Origin of the sequence: Jannaschia sp. W003, assembly GCF_025144335.1 — a bacterium.
Taxonomy (GTDB): Bacteria; Pseudomonadota; Alphaproteobacteria; order Rhodobacterales; family Rhodobacteraceae; genus Jannaschia.
The window spans coordinates 3,172,143-3,184,965 of the sequence record NZ_CP083539.1 but is presented as its reverse complement, the minus strand read 5'-3'; the positions used below and the strand labels follow the sequence as shown (position 1 = coordinate 3,184,965).

Sequence of the window (12,823 nt, the reverse complement as noted above, 5' to 3'; positions counted from 1 at the left end):
TGCCATGCGCCGCGTCGTCGTCACCGGGATGGGCATCGTCAGCCCCATCGGAAACACGCCCCAGGAAGTGGAGGCGTCCCTGCGCGCAGGCCGCTCGGGCATCACCTTCTCGGAGAGCTACAAGGAGCACGGCTTCCGCTCCCAGGTCCACGGCGTGCCCGACATCGTGCTCGAGGACCACATCGACAAGCGCGACCTGCGCTTCATGGGGCCGGGCGCGGCCTACAACTTCATCGCCATGGAGCGGGCCATCGCCGACAGCGGTCTCGGCAAGGACGAGGTCTCCAACGAGCGCACCGGCCTCGTGATGGGCTCGGGCGGACCCTCCACCTCGAACTTCTTCACCGCCTTCGACACGGTGATCAACAAGGGCTCGCCGAAGCGCATGGGGCCCTTCATGGTCACGCGCTGCATGAGCTCGACCAACTCGGCCTGCCTCGCCACGCCGTTCGGCATCAAGGGCGTGAACTACTCGATCACGAGCGCATGCACGACCTCGCTGCACTGCATGGGCAACGGCGTGGAGCAGATCCAGTTCGGCAAGCAGGACATCGTGTTCGCCGGCGGCGGCGAGGAGGTGGACTGGACCCTGTCGTGCCTGTTCGACGCCATGGGCGCCATGTCGTCCAAGTACAACGACGCCCCCGAGACCGCCTCGCGCCCCTATGACGCCACCCGCGACGGCTTTGTGATTGCCGGCGGCGCGGGCGTGGTGGTGCTGGAGGAGCGCGAGCGCGCCATCGCGCGCGGCGCGCGCATCTACGGCGAGGTCACCGGGTATGGGGCCACCTCGGACGGCGCCGACATGGTGGCCCCCTCGGGCGAGGGCGGCGAGCGGGCCATGCGCCTTGCCTTGAGCCAGATGCCCGAGGACCGCTCGGTCGACTACATCAACGCCCACGGCACCTCGACGCCGGTGGGCGACATCAAGGAGGTGGTGGCCGTCCGCAACATCTTCGGCGAAGGGTCCACCCCGCCGATCGGCTCCACCAAGTCGATGACCGGCCACAGCCTCGGCGCCACCGGCGTGCAGGAGGCGATCTACTCCATGATCATGATGAACGAAGGCTTCATCGCGCCGTCCATCAACGTGCGCGAGCTAGACCCCGCCTTGAAGCCGGAGGAGATCGCGACCGAGCTGCGCGAGGGCGTGGAGATCGACTCGATCCTGTCGAACAGCTTCGGCTTTGGCGGCACCAACGGCACGGTCATCATCTCGAAGCACCGGGCATGAGCGCCCTGTCGATGGCGGGCAAGCGCGGCCTCGTGATGGGGGTCGCCAACGACCGCTCCATCGCCTGGGGCATCGCCAGGGCCCTGCACGGGGCGGGCGCGGAGCTGGCCTTCACCCACCAGGGCGAGGCCTTCGGCAAGCGGGTCGCCCCCTTGGCCGAGAGCGTCGGCAGCGACATCGTGCTCGACTGCGACGTGACCGACGACGCCTCGCTGGATGCGGTGTTCGAGGCCCTGCAGGCGCGCTGGGACGGGCTCGACTTCCTGGTCCACGCGGTGGCCTTCTCCGACAAGTCGGAGCTGACGGGACGGTTCTCGAACACGAGCCGCGCGAACTTCCGCAACTCGCTCGACATCTCGTGCTACTCGCTGATCGAGCTGGCCCGCCGCGCGGCGCCGATGATGCGGCCCGGCGGCGGCATCGTCACGCTGACCTTCGAGGGCTCGCGCCGGGTCATGCCGCACTACAACGTTATGGGCGTCGCCAAGGCGGCCCTCGAGGCGTCGGTGCGCTACCTCGCCTCGGACCTCGGGGCCGAGGGCATCCGCGTGAACGCGATCTCGCCGGGGCCGATGAAGACGCTGGCGGGCTCGGCCATCGGCGGCGCGCGCCGCACCTTCCGCCACGCCGAGGCCAACGCGCCGCTGCGTGCCAACGCCACGCTGGAGGCCATCGGCGGAACCGCGCTCTACCTGCTGTCGGACGCGGGCATGGCCACCACCGGCGAGGTGATTCACGTGGACGGCGGCTACCACGTCATGGGCATGCCCCGGCCCGACAACCTCTGAACCCCCTTGCCCGCACGCCGTTTCAGGACGTGCGGGCAATGGGGCGGCGTGGCGCCGCATCGTCCACGCCCCGGCCGCGAAGACCCCCCAAACCGACCCATCCGCCGGTTTCTCTGCCCAACTCCTGCCCGATCGTGGGGGCATAAGGGTCCCAAGCAGCAGGGCGGAGGCTCGAACGATGCGAACGATTGGACAGATGGTGCGCGGGGCAGGAGGCCTTTCCTGGGACTGGCTCGTGCTGACCGCGGTGCTCACGGGAACCGGTGTCGCTGTGTCGCGGGACATGGCGGCGAATCCCGACCCGGCGACCGGGCTGGGCACGGCCGCCCCCGCCCACACCGCGGCGGCGTTCCGCAGCGGACCGGACTGCGATTCGGGCAGTCGGACCGAGCGCACGGAGATCGCCGGCGGCGCCAAGGTCGCGGCGGTGGGGGGCAAGGTCCGCTTCCTCTGCGAGCTGGCGGACCGCTAGCCCGCCACCCTTCGATCCGGCCCGAGGCCCGGAGCCGCGTCCCCGCCCGGACGCGGCTCCGGGCCTTCGCCGTGCGCGCGGCTGGACACCGCCCGGCCGCCCTGCGACGAACGGGGCGACCTTGGGGGGACACATGGCCATCACGACCTGCATCTTCGACGCCTACGGCACGCTCTTCGACGTCTCCTCCGCCGCCCGGCAGGCCGCGGAGGAGGACGGGTTCGAGGCGCTGGCGGACCTCTGGCCCCGCCTCGCCGCCGACTGGCGCGACCGGCAGCTCCAGTACACCTGGCTGCGCACCATCGCCGGGGCGCACGTGGACTTCTGGCAGATCACCGGCGACGCGCTGGACTGGGCGCTGGAGGCCGCGGGCCTGCAGGGCCGCGCCGACCTGCGCGAGCGGCTGATGGCCCTCTACTGGGAGCTGGGCGCCTACCCGGAGGTGGCCGACATGCTGGACGCGCTGAAGTCCGCGGGCCTCGCCACCGGCATCCTGTCGAACGGCTCGCCTGAGATGCTGGCCGGCGCCGTGAAGTCCGCCGGCATCGCCCGCAACCTCGACCACGTTCTGAGCGTCGAGAGCGTCGGCGTGTTCAAGCCCGCCCGGGCCGTCTACGACATGGTGGGCCGCTCCTTCGACTGCGAGCCGGGCGAGGTGCTGTTCGTGTCGTCCAACGGATGGGACGCGGCGGGCGCGGCGGGCTACGGCTTCCGCACCGCCTGGGTGAACCGCGCGGGCGCGCCCGTCGACCGGCTGCACGCCCGGCCCGACCTCGAGCTCGCGGACCTCACGACCATTCCCGAGGTCGCCGCCCGTGCCTGAGTTCCGCTCCTCCGACAACCTGCGGCTCTGGTACGAGGACACGGGCGAGCACGGCGGCGACGGCGTGCCGATCCTGTGCCTATCGGGCCTGACCCGCAACTCGACCGACTTCGACTACGTGCTGCCCTTCCTCGCCGGCGAGCACCGGGTGATCCGCCTCGACTACCGGGGCCGCGGCAAGTCCCAGCGCGCGCCCGACCATAAGACCTACACCGTGCCCACCGAGGCGCGCGACGCGGTGGAGCTGCTGGACCATCTGGGGATCGACCGGGCCGCGATCCTCGGCACCTCGCGCGGCGGGCTGATCGCCATGGCGCTGTCGCTGACCCACAAGCCGAGGCTCGCGGGCGTGTGCCTCGTGGACATCGGCCCGGAGCTGGCGCCCGAGGGGCTGGAGGCGATTATGGGCTACGTGGGCCAGCCGCCCGCCGCGAAGACGCTGGACGAGGCGGTGGCGATGCGCGCCTCGCTCATGGCGGGCTTCGAGGGAGTGCCCGAGAGCCGCTGGCGCGAGGAGGTGGAGCACCACTACCGCGAGGGCGCCGACGGGCTGGAGATCAACTACGACGCCCGCCTGCGCGACGCGATGCTGGAGGCGGGCGCCGCGCCGGTGGCCGACCTCTGGCCGCTGTTCGATGCGATGGCGGGGCTGCCACTCGCCGCGATCCGGGGCGCGAACTCGGACCTACTGTCGCCCGCGACCTTCGCCGAGATGCGCCGCCGGCGCCCCGACATGATCGCCGCCGAGGTCGAGGGGCGCGGCCACGTTCCCTTCCTCGACGAGCCCGAGGCGCTGGAGGCCCTGAACGAATGGACGATGCTGCTTTGAAGTCGATCTGGGAGGCGCCGTTCGAGACCGCGCCGACGCTCCGGGACATCGAGGCCGCCGCGCAGCGCATCCGCGGCCACGCGCGGCGCACGCCGCTCCTGAACGCGCCGCTGCTCGATGCCGAGGCGGGCCGCCGGGTGTGGGTCAAGGCCGAGTGCCTGCAATTGACAGGCTCGTTCAAGTTCCGCGGCGCCTTCGCCACCATCTCGGGGATGCCCGAGGCGGAGCGTGCGCGCGGTGTCCTCGCCTTCTCGTCGGGCAACCACGCGCAGGGCATGGCGCACGCCGCCGCGCTGCACGGGATTCCCTGCGTGATCGTGATGCCCCACGACGCTCCGGCGGTGAAGATCGAGCGCACGCGGGCCTACGGCGCCGAAGTCGTGCTCTACCGCCGCGGCGAGGAGGACCGGGACGCCGTGGGCGCCGCGCTGGCCGGAGAGCGGGGGCTGACGCTGGTCAAGCCCTTCGATGACGGGCGCGTGATGGCGGGGCAGGGGACCTGCGGGCTGGAGATCGGCGAGGACCTGCCCGAAGGCGTCTCCGAGGTGCTGGTCTGCTGCGGCGGCGGCGGGCTGACGGCCGGCACCGCGCTGGCGCTGGAGGGCCGCGCCACGGTGCGTCCCGCTGAGCCGGACGGCTACGACGACGTGGCCCGCTCCCTCACCTCGGGCCGGATCGAGCGCAACGAGACCGAGGTCGGGGGGCTGTGCGACGCGATCCTCACCCCGGCCCCCGGCGCGCTGCCCTTCGCGGCGATGCGCCGGCTCTGCGGGCCGGGCGCGGTGGTGACGGAGGCCGAGGCCCTGCGCGCCATGGCCGCCGCCTGGCGCCACCTGCGGATCGTTCTGGAGCCGGGCGGCGCGGTGGCGCTGGCGGCGGCGCTCTACCGCGAGGGCCCGGACTGCGTGGCCGTGGCCTCGGGCGGCAACGTGGATCGCGCGACCTTCGAGCGGGCGCTGGCCGAGGGATAGCGTCCGCCACGCCCCGGCCCTGCGCCGGGGCCTTGGGGTGACGCTGGCGATGGCGTCAGGGTGAGGTGCGGCGCCGACCGCGAACCCACGCCCCGCTCCGCCACCTTATCACCAACGAACCCCGGAGGCCCCGGCGCGAGGCCGTGGCGTGGCGCACTAGCTCCGCGTCGGTCCCAGCGCCTCCGCCGCCGCGCGCCAGCTGCGCCAGAACAGCGCCGCCGCCACCAGCATCAGCGCCGAGGCCAAGAGGAACGGCGCCCCCGGCATGTCGCGCGGCCCGGACGTGGCCCAGCCGAAGGCCTGCGTGAACGCCAGCGGCGAGACGATCGACGCGACCGCGGCGATCGAGGTCAGCACACCCTGAAGCTCGCCCTGCTGGTCGTCCGAGGCGATCCGGCTCGCCACGCCCTGCAGCGCCGGCATCACCAGCGCGCCCAGCGCCGAGAGCGGGATCAACGCCAGGAGCACCCAACCTTCGGTGATGAACGCGATGAGGGCCAGAATCGCCGCGTTGTAGGGGATCCACAGCGCCAGCGTCCGCCGCTCGCCCAGGCGCGGGATCACCAGGCGGATCACGCCGCCCTGCACCACCGCCATGGACAGGCCGTAGACCGCCAGCGACAGGCCCACCGCCCGCTCGCTCCAGCCGAAGGCCGCTTGCGTGAAGTAGGGCCAGATCGCCGGATAGACCCAGTTCGCCACCTGGTAGAAGAACCACACCATGAGGAGCGGGCGCAGCCCCTCCAGCGCGCCGATGGCCCGGAGGCCCCCGAGGGGGTTGGCGCGGCGCCACTCGAAGGCGCGGGGGCGGCGCAGGGTCTCGGGCAGGATCAGGAGGCCGAGGGCCAGGTTCGCCGCCGAGAGGACGGCGGCGGCCCAGAACGGTGCGCGCGGGCCCCACTCGGCCAGGAGGCCCCCCATGGCGGGCCCCAGCACGAAGCCCAGCCCGAAGCCTGCGGAGACCAGCCCGAAGTTCTGCGCCTTCTTCTCGGGGGCCGAGACGTCGGCCATGAAGGCCTGGGCCGTGGACATGGTGGCGGCCGCCGCGCCCGCGACGATGCGGCCCACCAGCAGCAGCCAGATCGTGCCCGCCAACGCCATGATCACGTAATCGACGGCCAGAACGGCCATGGAGACCAGCAGCACGGGCCGCCGCCCCCACCGGTCCGAGACGTTGCCCACCGTGGGCGACAGGAGGAACTGCATCACCGCGTAGCTCGCCGAGAGCACGCCGCCCCAGATCGCCGCCTGCCCGAGGTCGGCGGTGCCCTGCACCTCCTGCAGCAGCGCGGGCATCACCGGAATGATGAGGCCGATGCCCATGGCCTCGATCATCATCGTGGCGACGATGAAGAGGACCGGGAGGTCGAGGCCGCGCGGGGCCGGGCTGGACGTGTCGGACATTGGGCGGGGCTATCGCGGATCGCGGCGCCGCGCCATGCGGCGCGCGCCGGCAGCGGCGCGCCTCCGCCGCCGGCGCGGGCCGTCAGCCCCGGTAGTCGCCCTCGTCCACCGCCTCGGCCCAGTCGGCGGTGCGCCCGTCCACGCGCTCCTGCACGGCGATGTGGGTCATGGCCCCGGCGTCCGTGGCCCCGTGCCAGTGCCGCTCGCCGGGGGCGAAGCGCACCACGTCGCCCACGCCCACGGTCTCGCGGGGCGCGCCCTCGCGCTGGACCCAAGCGCGGCCCGCGACGATCACCAGCGTCTGGCCGGCGGGGTGGGTGTGCCAGTGGGTGCGCGCGCCGGGCGGGAACGTGACCCGCAGCGCCTCGGCGCGGGCGGGGCCTTCGGCGGCCACGAGGGCGCGCATCCGCACCTCGCCCGTGAAGTAGGCGGGATCGGCGGGCTTGCCCGCCGCATCATCCGAGCGGTCGATCTGCACGGCGCTACTCTCCTTCGGCCTTCGGAGCGGCCTTCTTCGCCGCCGGCTTCTTCGCGGCGGGCTTCTTGGCGGCCGGTTTCTTGGCCGCCGCCTTCTTCGCCGCGGGCTTCTTGGCGGGCGCCTTCTTGGCCGCGGGCTTCTTCTTGCCGCCCTTGGCCTCGCGCTCGGCGATCAGCTCCACCGCCTGCTCCATCGTCACGTCCTCGGGGGCGGTGCCCTTCGGAACGGTCGCGTTCACCTTGTCCCACTTCACGTAAGGGCCGTACCGCCCTTCCATGACGTTCACGGGGCCGCCGCGCTCGGGGTGCTCGCCCAGCTCCACCAGCGGCTTGGCCGCCGCCCGCGCGCCGCGCCCGCCGGCCTGCTTCTTGGCCAGCTCCTCGACGGCGCGGTTCATGCCCAGCTCGAACACGTCGTCGGCGGAGATGGGGGCGTAGACCTTGTTCCAGCGGACGGCGGGGCCGTAGCGGTAGAAGTTGGTCTCCACCGTCTCACCGTCCTCGGGGTGCTTTCCGATCTCGCGCGGCAGCGTCAGCAGGCGCAGCGCCTTGTCGAGGTCCATGGCCTCGGCGTCCCAGCCTTTGGGGATCGAGGCGCGCTTGGGCTTCGGGTCGGCCTCGGTGGCCTCGCCGAGCTGCACGTAAGGGCCGAAGCGCCCCGACTTCAGCCAGACCTCCAGCCCGCTCTCGGGCTCCACGCCCAGCATCCGGTCGCCGCCCGCCTGCTCGCCCTCCACGCCCGGCGGGCCGAAGGGGCGGGTGTAGCGGCACTCGGGGTAGTTCGAGCAGCCGATGAACGCCCCGCCCGAGCGCGCCGTGCGCATCGACAGGCGCCCCATGCCGCAGTTGGGGCACAGGCGCGGGTCGATGCCGTCGCCCCGGTCCGGGAAAAGGTGCGGCTCCAGCACCTCGTTGATCTTCTCGAGCACGTCGGTGATGCGCAGCTCCGCGGTCTCGTCCACGGCGGCCTTGAAGTCGCGCCAGAAGCGCTCGAGCACCTCCTTGTAGTTCTCCTCGCCCGCCGAGACCTCGTCGAGCTCGTTCTCCAGCCCGGCCGTGAAGTCGTAGCCCACGTAGCGGCGGAAGTAGTTCTCGAGGAAGGCGATCACGAGCCGCCCCTTGTCCTCGGGGATCAGGCGGTTCTTGTCCTTCCGGACGTAGCCGCGGTCCACGATCGTCGAGAGGATCGAGGCGTAGGTCGAGGGCCGGCCGATGCCCAGCTCCTCCATGCGCTTCACGAGGGTCGCCTCGGTGTAGCGGGGGGGCGGCTGGGTGAAGTGCTGCTGGCCGAGGGCGGCATCCTGTGCGCCCCGGATCAGCGCGTTGTCGGAAGTCTCGTCCGCGTAGGTGCCGGCGGCCTTCCTGGCCTCCTCGCCCTCGTGGATCTGCGGCAGGCGGCGGTCGTCGCCGCTCGCCTCCTCGTCGTCGCGCCCTTCGGTGTAGACCTTCATGAAGCCGTCGAAGACCACGACCTGCCCCGAGGCGCGCAGCTCCGCGTCGCCGTCCTGCGAGAGCACGGACACCGTGGTGCGCTCCAGCCGGGCAGCCTCCATCTGGCTCGCCAGCGTGCGCTTCCAGATCAGGTCGTAGAGGCGCTTCTGGTCGGCCTCGGACACCTTCACCTCGTCGGCCGAGCGGGTCATGTCCGTGGGCCGGATGCACTCGTGGGCCTCCTGCGCGTTCTTGGCCTTGTTCTTGTACATGCGCGGCGAGGAGGGAACGTAGTCGGCGCCGTAGCGATCCTTGATCGCGTCGCGCGCGGCGTGGACCGCCTCGGGCGCCATGTCGATGCCGTCGGTCCGCATGTAGGTGATGAGGCCCGCCTCGTAGAGGCGCTGCGCCGCCGACATGCAGGCCCGCGCGCCCATGCCGAACTTGCGGCTCGCCTCCTGCTGGAGCGTCGAGGTCATGAAGGGGGGGCTCGGGTTGCGCGTGGCGGGCTTGGCCTCGACCGACTGGATGCGGAAATCGCGGTGCGCGATGGCCTCCACGGCCAGCTCGGCCTCGTGGGCCTCCCGAAGCGTCATGCGCTCGATCTTCTTTCCGGCCAGTTGCACCAGCCGCGCCTCGAAGCGCTGACCCCGCGGCGTCTCGAAGGTGGCGCGGACCGACCAGTACTCCTGCGGGCGGAACGCCTCGATCTCCATCTCGCGCTCACACACCAGCCGCAGGCAGACCGACTGGACGCGCCCGGCCGATTTCGCGCCGGGCAGCTTGCGCCAGAGCACGGGGGACAACGTGAAGCCCACCAGGAAGTCGAGGGCGCGGCGGGCGAGGTAGGCGTCCACCAGCGGCACGTCGATGTCGCGGGGGTTGGCGATGGCCTCCTGCACGGCCGCCTTGGTGATGGCGTTGAAGGCCACGCGGCGCACCGGCGTGTCCTTCTTGATGGCGCGCCGCTTGGTGAGTGCCTCGTGGAGGTGCCACGAGATCGCCTCGCCCTCGCGGTCGGGGTCGGTGGCGAGGATCAGGTCGGGGTCGGCGGCCAGCGCGTCGGCGATGGCCTTCACGTGCTTCTTGGACTCGGGCGGCACCTCCCAGAGCATCTCGAAGCCCTGTTCCGGGTCCACCGATCCGTCCTTGGCCAGGAGGTCGCGCACGTGGCCGTAGGAGGCCAGCACCGTGTAGTCGGGGCCGAGATATCCGTTGATCGTCTTCGCCTTGGCGGGGGATTCTACGACGACGACCGGCATGGGCAGGGACCTCGGACTTGGGACACGGGCGGCCCGGGGGCCACGGGCCGAACCCATGTGGGCGGGGCGCAGGGGTTGTCAACGGGGTGGCGACGGGCCGTTTCCGGGGCGTCGCCCCCATGCCCTACGGGCATTCCCGCGGCGCATTTCCGGTCTGCCGGCCCGTAGGCTGCCGCTAGAGCCGCACCACGCCGCCGCCGGGGCGGCGCGCGGCGAGGCCTTCCAGCTCCAGCTCGGCCAGCGCGGCGAGCAGCGCGGACGGCTCCGCGCCGGCGTCGCGGCAGAGCTGGTCCTCGGGCGAGGGGACCGGCGAGAGGAGGGCGAGGAGGCGCGCGCGCAGGGCGTCGTCGGGCAGGGAGGGCGGCGGGGCGTCCGGCGCGGGGGGCGGGGGCGCGGCGTCCTCGCGCTGGGCTTCCAGCGCGGCGAGCACGTCGTCGGCGCCGCGCACCAGCCCCGCGCCGTCCCGCAGGAGCAGGAGGCACCCAGAGGCGCGGCCGTCGATGGGGTGGCCGGGCACGGCCAGCACCTCGCGCCCCTGGTCGAGCGCGTCGCGCGCCGTGATCATCGAGCCGGAGCGCGCCGCGGCCTCGACCACCACCACGGCCTGCGCCAGCCCCGACACGATGCGGTTGCGGCGCGGGAAGTCGCGGGCCTGGGGGGCGAGGCCGAAGGGCCGCTCCGACACGGCGCAGCCCTCGGCGGCGATCCGCGCGGCGAGGGCGGCGTTCTCGGGCGGGTAGGGGCGGTCGAGCCCGCCCGCGTGGACCGCGACGGTGCGGGGCAGGGCGGCCCCGTGGGCGGCGCCGTCGATGCCGCGGGCGAGGCCGGAGATCACGGTGACGCCCGCCTCGGCCAGGTCGCGCCCCAGGGCGCGCGCCATGCGCAGGGCCAGCGACGAGGCGTTGCGGGTGCCGACGACCGCCACGGCGGGGCCACCCATGAGGGCCGCGTCGCCCTGCGCCCAGAGCACCGGCGGCGCGTCGCGCACCGAGGCGAGGCGGGCAGGGTAGCCCGGCGCGCCCCAGAGCAGCAGCCGCGCGCCGGCCCGGCGGGCGGCGCGGACCTCGGCGCGGGCCGCGTCCTCGGAGGCCGGGGCGTAGCGCTCCAGTCCTGCGGCGCGGGCGGCGTCGGGCAGGGCGGCGAGCGCAGCCTCGCCCGATCCGTGCTCGGCGAGCAGGCGGCGGAAGGTGGCAGGGCCGACGCGGGCCGAGCGCGCGAGGCGCAGGCGGGCCAGCGCCTCGGCCTGGCTCGGCGGGCCGTCCATGGGCGGCGGCGGCCCCTCGGCGAGGCCCTCGGGGAGCAGCTCGGTGTCCATGGGGCGGGAGGGTGCGGGGCGGGGGGTTAAGGAAGAGTGAAGCTGGCGCGTCGCGCTCGGAACGGCCGCCCCGCCCCGGCCTCGCGCCGGGGCCTCGGGGTGAGACGAGCGGCGTCGGGATGGGGCGCGGCGTCAGCGGGCTGCGCACCCCCCTGACAGACCATCACCAACGGCCCCCGAAGGCCCCGGGTCGAGCCTGGGGCGTGTCGCGCCTACCCCGCGGCCGAGCCCCCCACCGTCAGCCCGCCGATCAGCAGCGTCGGCTGGCCCACGCCCACGGGCACCCACTGGCCCTGCTTGCCGCAGTTCCCCATGCCCGGATCGAGCGCCATGTCGTTGCCGATGGCCCGGATCTGGCGCAGCGCCGTGGCGCCGTCGCCGATGAGGGTGGCGCCCTTCACCGGCGCGCCGACCACGCCGTTCTTCACACGGTAGGCCTCGGTGCAGGAGAACACGAACTTCCCGTTGGTGATGTCGACCTGCCCGCCGCCGAAGCCGACCGCATAGATGCCGTCCCGCACGTCCGCCACGATGCCCTCGGGCGCCGCATCGCCGCCCAGCATGTAGGTGTTGGTCATGCGCGTCATCGGCGCATGCGCGTGGCTCTCGCGGCGGCCGTTGCCGGTGGGGGCGACGCCCATGAGGCGCGCGGACTGGCGGTCCTGCATGTAGCCCACGAGGATGCCGTCCTCGATCAGCGTGGTGCGACCCGAGGGCGTGCCCTCGTCGTCCACGGTGATCGAGCCGCGGCGGTCGGGGATCGTGCCGTCGTCGAGCACCGTCACGCCGGGCGCCGCCACGCGCTGGCCGAGGAGGCCCGCGAAGGCCGACTGGCCCTTGCGGTTGAAGTCGCCCTCCAGCCCGTGGCCCACGGCCTCGTGGAGGAGGATGCCGGGCCAGCCCGAGCCCAGCGCCACGTCCATGACGCCGGCGGGCGCGGGCTCGGCGCGCAGGTTGACGCAGGCGATGCGCAGGGCCTCGGCGGCAACGCTCTCCCAGTGGGACCTCTCCAGGAGGCCGTCCAGCGCGATGCGCCCGCCGCCGCCCGCAGAGCCCGATTCGCGCCGGCCCCCCTCGTCCACGATTACCGAGACGTTGAGGCGCACCATAGGGCGCACGTCGGAGACCTCGCCGCCCTCGGGGCGCAGGATCGCGACCTCCTGCAGCGAGGCCGCCACCGAGGCCGAGACCTGCACCACGCGGGGGTCGCGCTCCCGGAGCCACGCGTCGATCTCCCGCAGGACGTCGACCTTCACGCCGAAGGCGACGCCCGCGATGGGGTCGGCGTCGCCGTAGAGGCGCCGGTTGGTGGCCTGCGGGGCGTCGGCCATCGTGCCCCCGCCGTCGGCCACGGCGAGGCGCGCGGTCTCGGCGGCGCGGCGCAGGGCGCTCTCGGAGACCTCGGTGGAGTGGGCGTATCCGGCGGCCTCGCCGCGTACGGCGCGCAGGCCGAAGCCCTCGGACGCGTCGTAGGAGGCGGTGCGCACGCGCCCGTCGTCGAACACCACCACCTCGGAGCGCCGCCGCTCCAGGAACAGCTCGCCGTCGTCGGCGCCGTCGGTGGCGGCGCGCAGGATGCCGAGCGCGGCGTCGCGGTCGAGATGGGTCTCGAAGGGGCGGAAGGGGGCGTCGGTCATGGGGCGGGCCTCGGATGCGGTTTCCCGCCCTAGATAGGGGCGCGGGGCGCGGATGTCGCGGGTGCGGCATGGGGTCCGCCCCCGGCGGGCGGCCTTGCGGACAGCCCCCCCGGTGTGGTCTTAGACCGGGCGAGCGGCGTCATGCCGTCCGATCCGACCGCACAAGACGCGAGACCTGCC

The 12,823-nt window shown here is 73.4% G+C and carries 11 protein-coding genes; 6 read left to right on the top strand and 5 right to left on the bottom strand.

All coding sequences use genetic code 11. The annotated features are described in order from the left end of the window. The first annotated feature begins 4 nt into the window (after positions 1-4). The 6 genes from fabB (at position 5) to K3554_RS15765 (ending at position 5,117) form a co-directional block, all read left to right on the top strand. A complete protein-coding gene (fabB, locus tag K3554_RS15790) occupies positions 5-1,234 on the top strand; it encodes a beta-ketoacyl-ACP synthase I (protein WP_259941995.1) in 1,230 nt (409 codons plus the stop codon). Then, positions 1,231-2,022 (top strand): enoyl-ACP reductase, encoded by a 792-nt coding sequence (locus K3554_RS15785; protein ID WP_259941994.1) that lies wholly within the window; start codon positions 1,231-1,233, stop codon positions 2,020-2,022. Before fabB ends, K3554_RS15785 begins: the two co-directional genes overlap by 4 nt. Before the next feature lie 178 nt (positions 2,023-2,200). Continuing rightward, positions 2,201-2,494: a hypothetical protein gene (locus K3554_RS15780; protein ID WP_259941993.1), complete on the top strand. Its 294-nt coding sequence runs from the start codon at positions 2,201-2,203 to the stop codon at positions 2,492-2,494. 133 nt (positions 2,495-2,627) lie between these two features. Next, positions 2,628-3,317, top strand: coding sequence for a haloacid dehalogenase type II (locus K3554_RS15775; protein ID WP_259941991.1), 690 nt, complete (start codon positions 2,628-2,630; stop codon positions 3,315-3,317). Next, a complete protein-coding gene (locus K3554_RS15770) occupies positions 3,310-4,146 on the top strand; it encodes an alpha/beta fold hydrolase (protein ID WP_259941989.1) in 837 nt (278 codons plus the stop codon). Before K3554_RS15775 ends, K3554_RS15770 begins: the two co-directional genes overlap by 8 nt. Then, complete coding sequence (locus K3554_RS15765) at positions 4,128-5,117, top strand: threonine/serine dehydratase (protein WP_259941988.1); 990 nt, start codon at positions 4,128-4,130, stop codon at positions 5,115-5,117. Before K3554_RS15770 ends, K3554_RS15765 begins: the two co-directional genes overlap by 19 nt. A gap of 156 nt (positions 5,118-5,273) precedes the next feature. Here the strand turns inward: K3554_RS15765 and K3554_RS15760 are convergent, their stop codons facing one another. From K3554_RS15760 to tldD, 5 genes are all read right to left on the bottom strand, one after another. Then, positions 5,274-6,521 carry a TCR/Tet family MFS transporter gene (locus K3554_RS15760; protein WP_259941986.1) on the bottom strand — a complete coding sequence of 416 codons (1,248 nt, stop codon included), beginning with the start codon at positions 6,519-6,521 and terminating at the stop codon, positions 5,274-5,276. An 82-nt stretch (positions 6,522-6,603) separates the two neighbouring features. Next, positions 6,604-6,999, bottom strand: coding sequence for a cupin domain-containing protein (locus K3554_RS15755; protein WP_259941985.1), 396 nt, complete (start codon positions 6,997-6,999; stop codon positions 6,604-6,606). Between the two features lie 4 nt (positions 7,000-7,003). Next, positions 7,004-9,691 (bottom strand): type I DNA topoisomerase, encoded by a 2,688-nt coding sequence (topA, locus tag K3554_RS15750; RefSeq protein WP_259941983.1) that lies wholly within the window; start codon positions 9,689-9,691, stop codon positions 7,004-7,006. Between the two features lie 175 nt (positions 9,692-9,866). Then, the gene (gene dprA, locus K3554_RS15745; RefSeq protein ID WP_259945992.1) at positions 9,867-10,955 is read right to left on the bottom strand and encodes a DNA-processing protein DprA; all 1,089 of its coding nucleotides are present in this window, start codon (positions 10,953-10,955) and stop codon (positions 9,867-9,869) included. A gap of 263 nt (positions 10,956-11,218) precedes the next feature. Beyond that, positions 11,219-12,643 (bottom strand): metalloprotease TldD, encoded by a 1,425-nt coding sequence (gene tldD, locus K3554_RS15740; RefSeq protein WP_259941978.1) that lies wholly within the window; start codon positions 12,641-12,643, stop codon positions 11,219-11,221. Between the last annotated feature and the right edge of the window lie 180 nt (positions 12,644-12,823).

Excerpts from the sequence above, each read along its gene's own strand:
- fabB (WP_259941995.1), top strand. The coding sequence starts at position 5 with ATGCGCCGCGTCGTCGTCACCGGGATGGGCATCGTCAGCCCCATCGGA.
- K3554_RS15785 (WP_259941994.1), top strand. The coding sequence starts at position 1,231 with ATGAGCGCCCTGTCGATGGCGGGCAAGCGCGGCCTCGTGATGGGGGTC.
- K3554_RS15780 (WP_259941993.1), top strand. The coding sequence starts at position 2,201 with ATGCGAACGATTGGACAGATGGTGCGCGGGGCAGGAGGCCTTTCCTGG.
- K3554_RS15775 (WP_259941991.1), top strand. The coding sequence starts at position 2,628 with ATGGCCATCACGACCTGCATCTTCGACGCCTACGGCACGCTCTTCGAC.
- K3554_RS15765 (WP_259941988.1), top strand. The coding sequence starts at position 4,128 with ATGGACGATGCTGCTTTGAAGTCGATCTGGGAGGCGCCGTTCGAGACC.
- K3554_RS15760 (WP_259941986.1), bottom strand. The coding sequence starts at position 6,521 with ATGTCCGACACGTCCAGCCCGGCCCCGCGCGGCCTCGACCTCCCGGTC.
- topA (WP_259941983.1), bottom strand. The coding sequence starts at position 9,691 with ATGCCGGTCGTCGTCGTAGAATCCCCCGCCAAGGCGAAGACGATCAAC.
- dprA (WP_259945992.1), bottom strand. The coding sequence starts at position 10,955 with ATGGACGGCCCGCCGAGCCAGGCCGAGGCGCTGGCCCGCCTGCGCCTC.
- tldD (WP_259941978.1), bottom strand. The coding sequence starts at position 12,643 with ATGACCGACGCCCCCTTCCGCCCCTTCGAGACCCATCTCGACCGCGAC.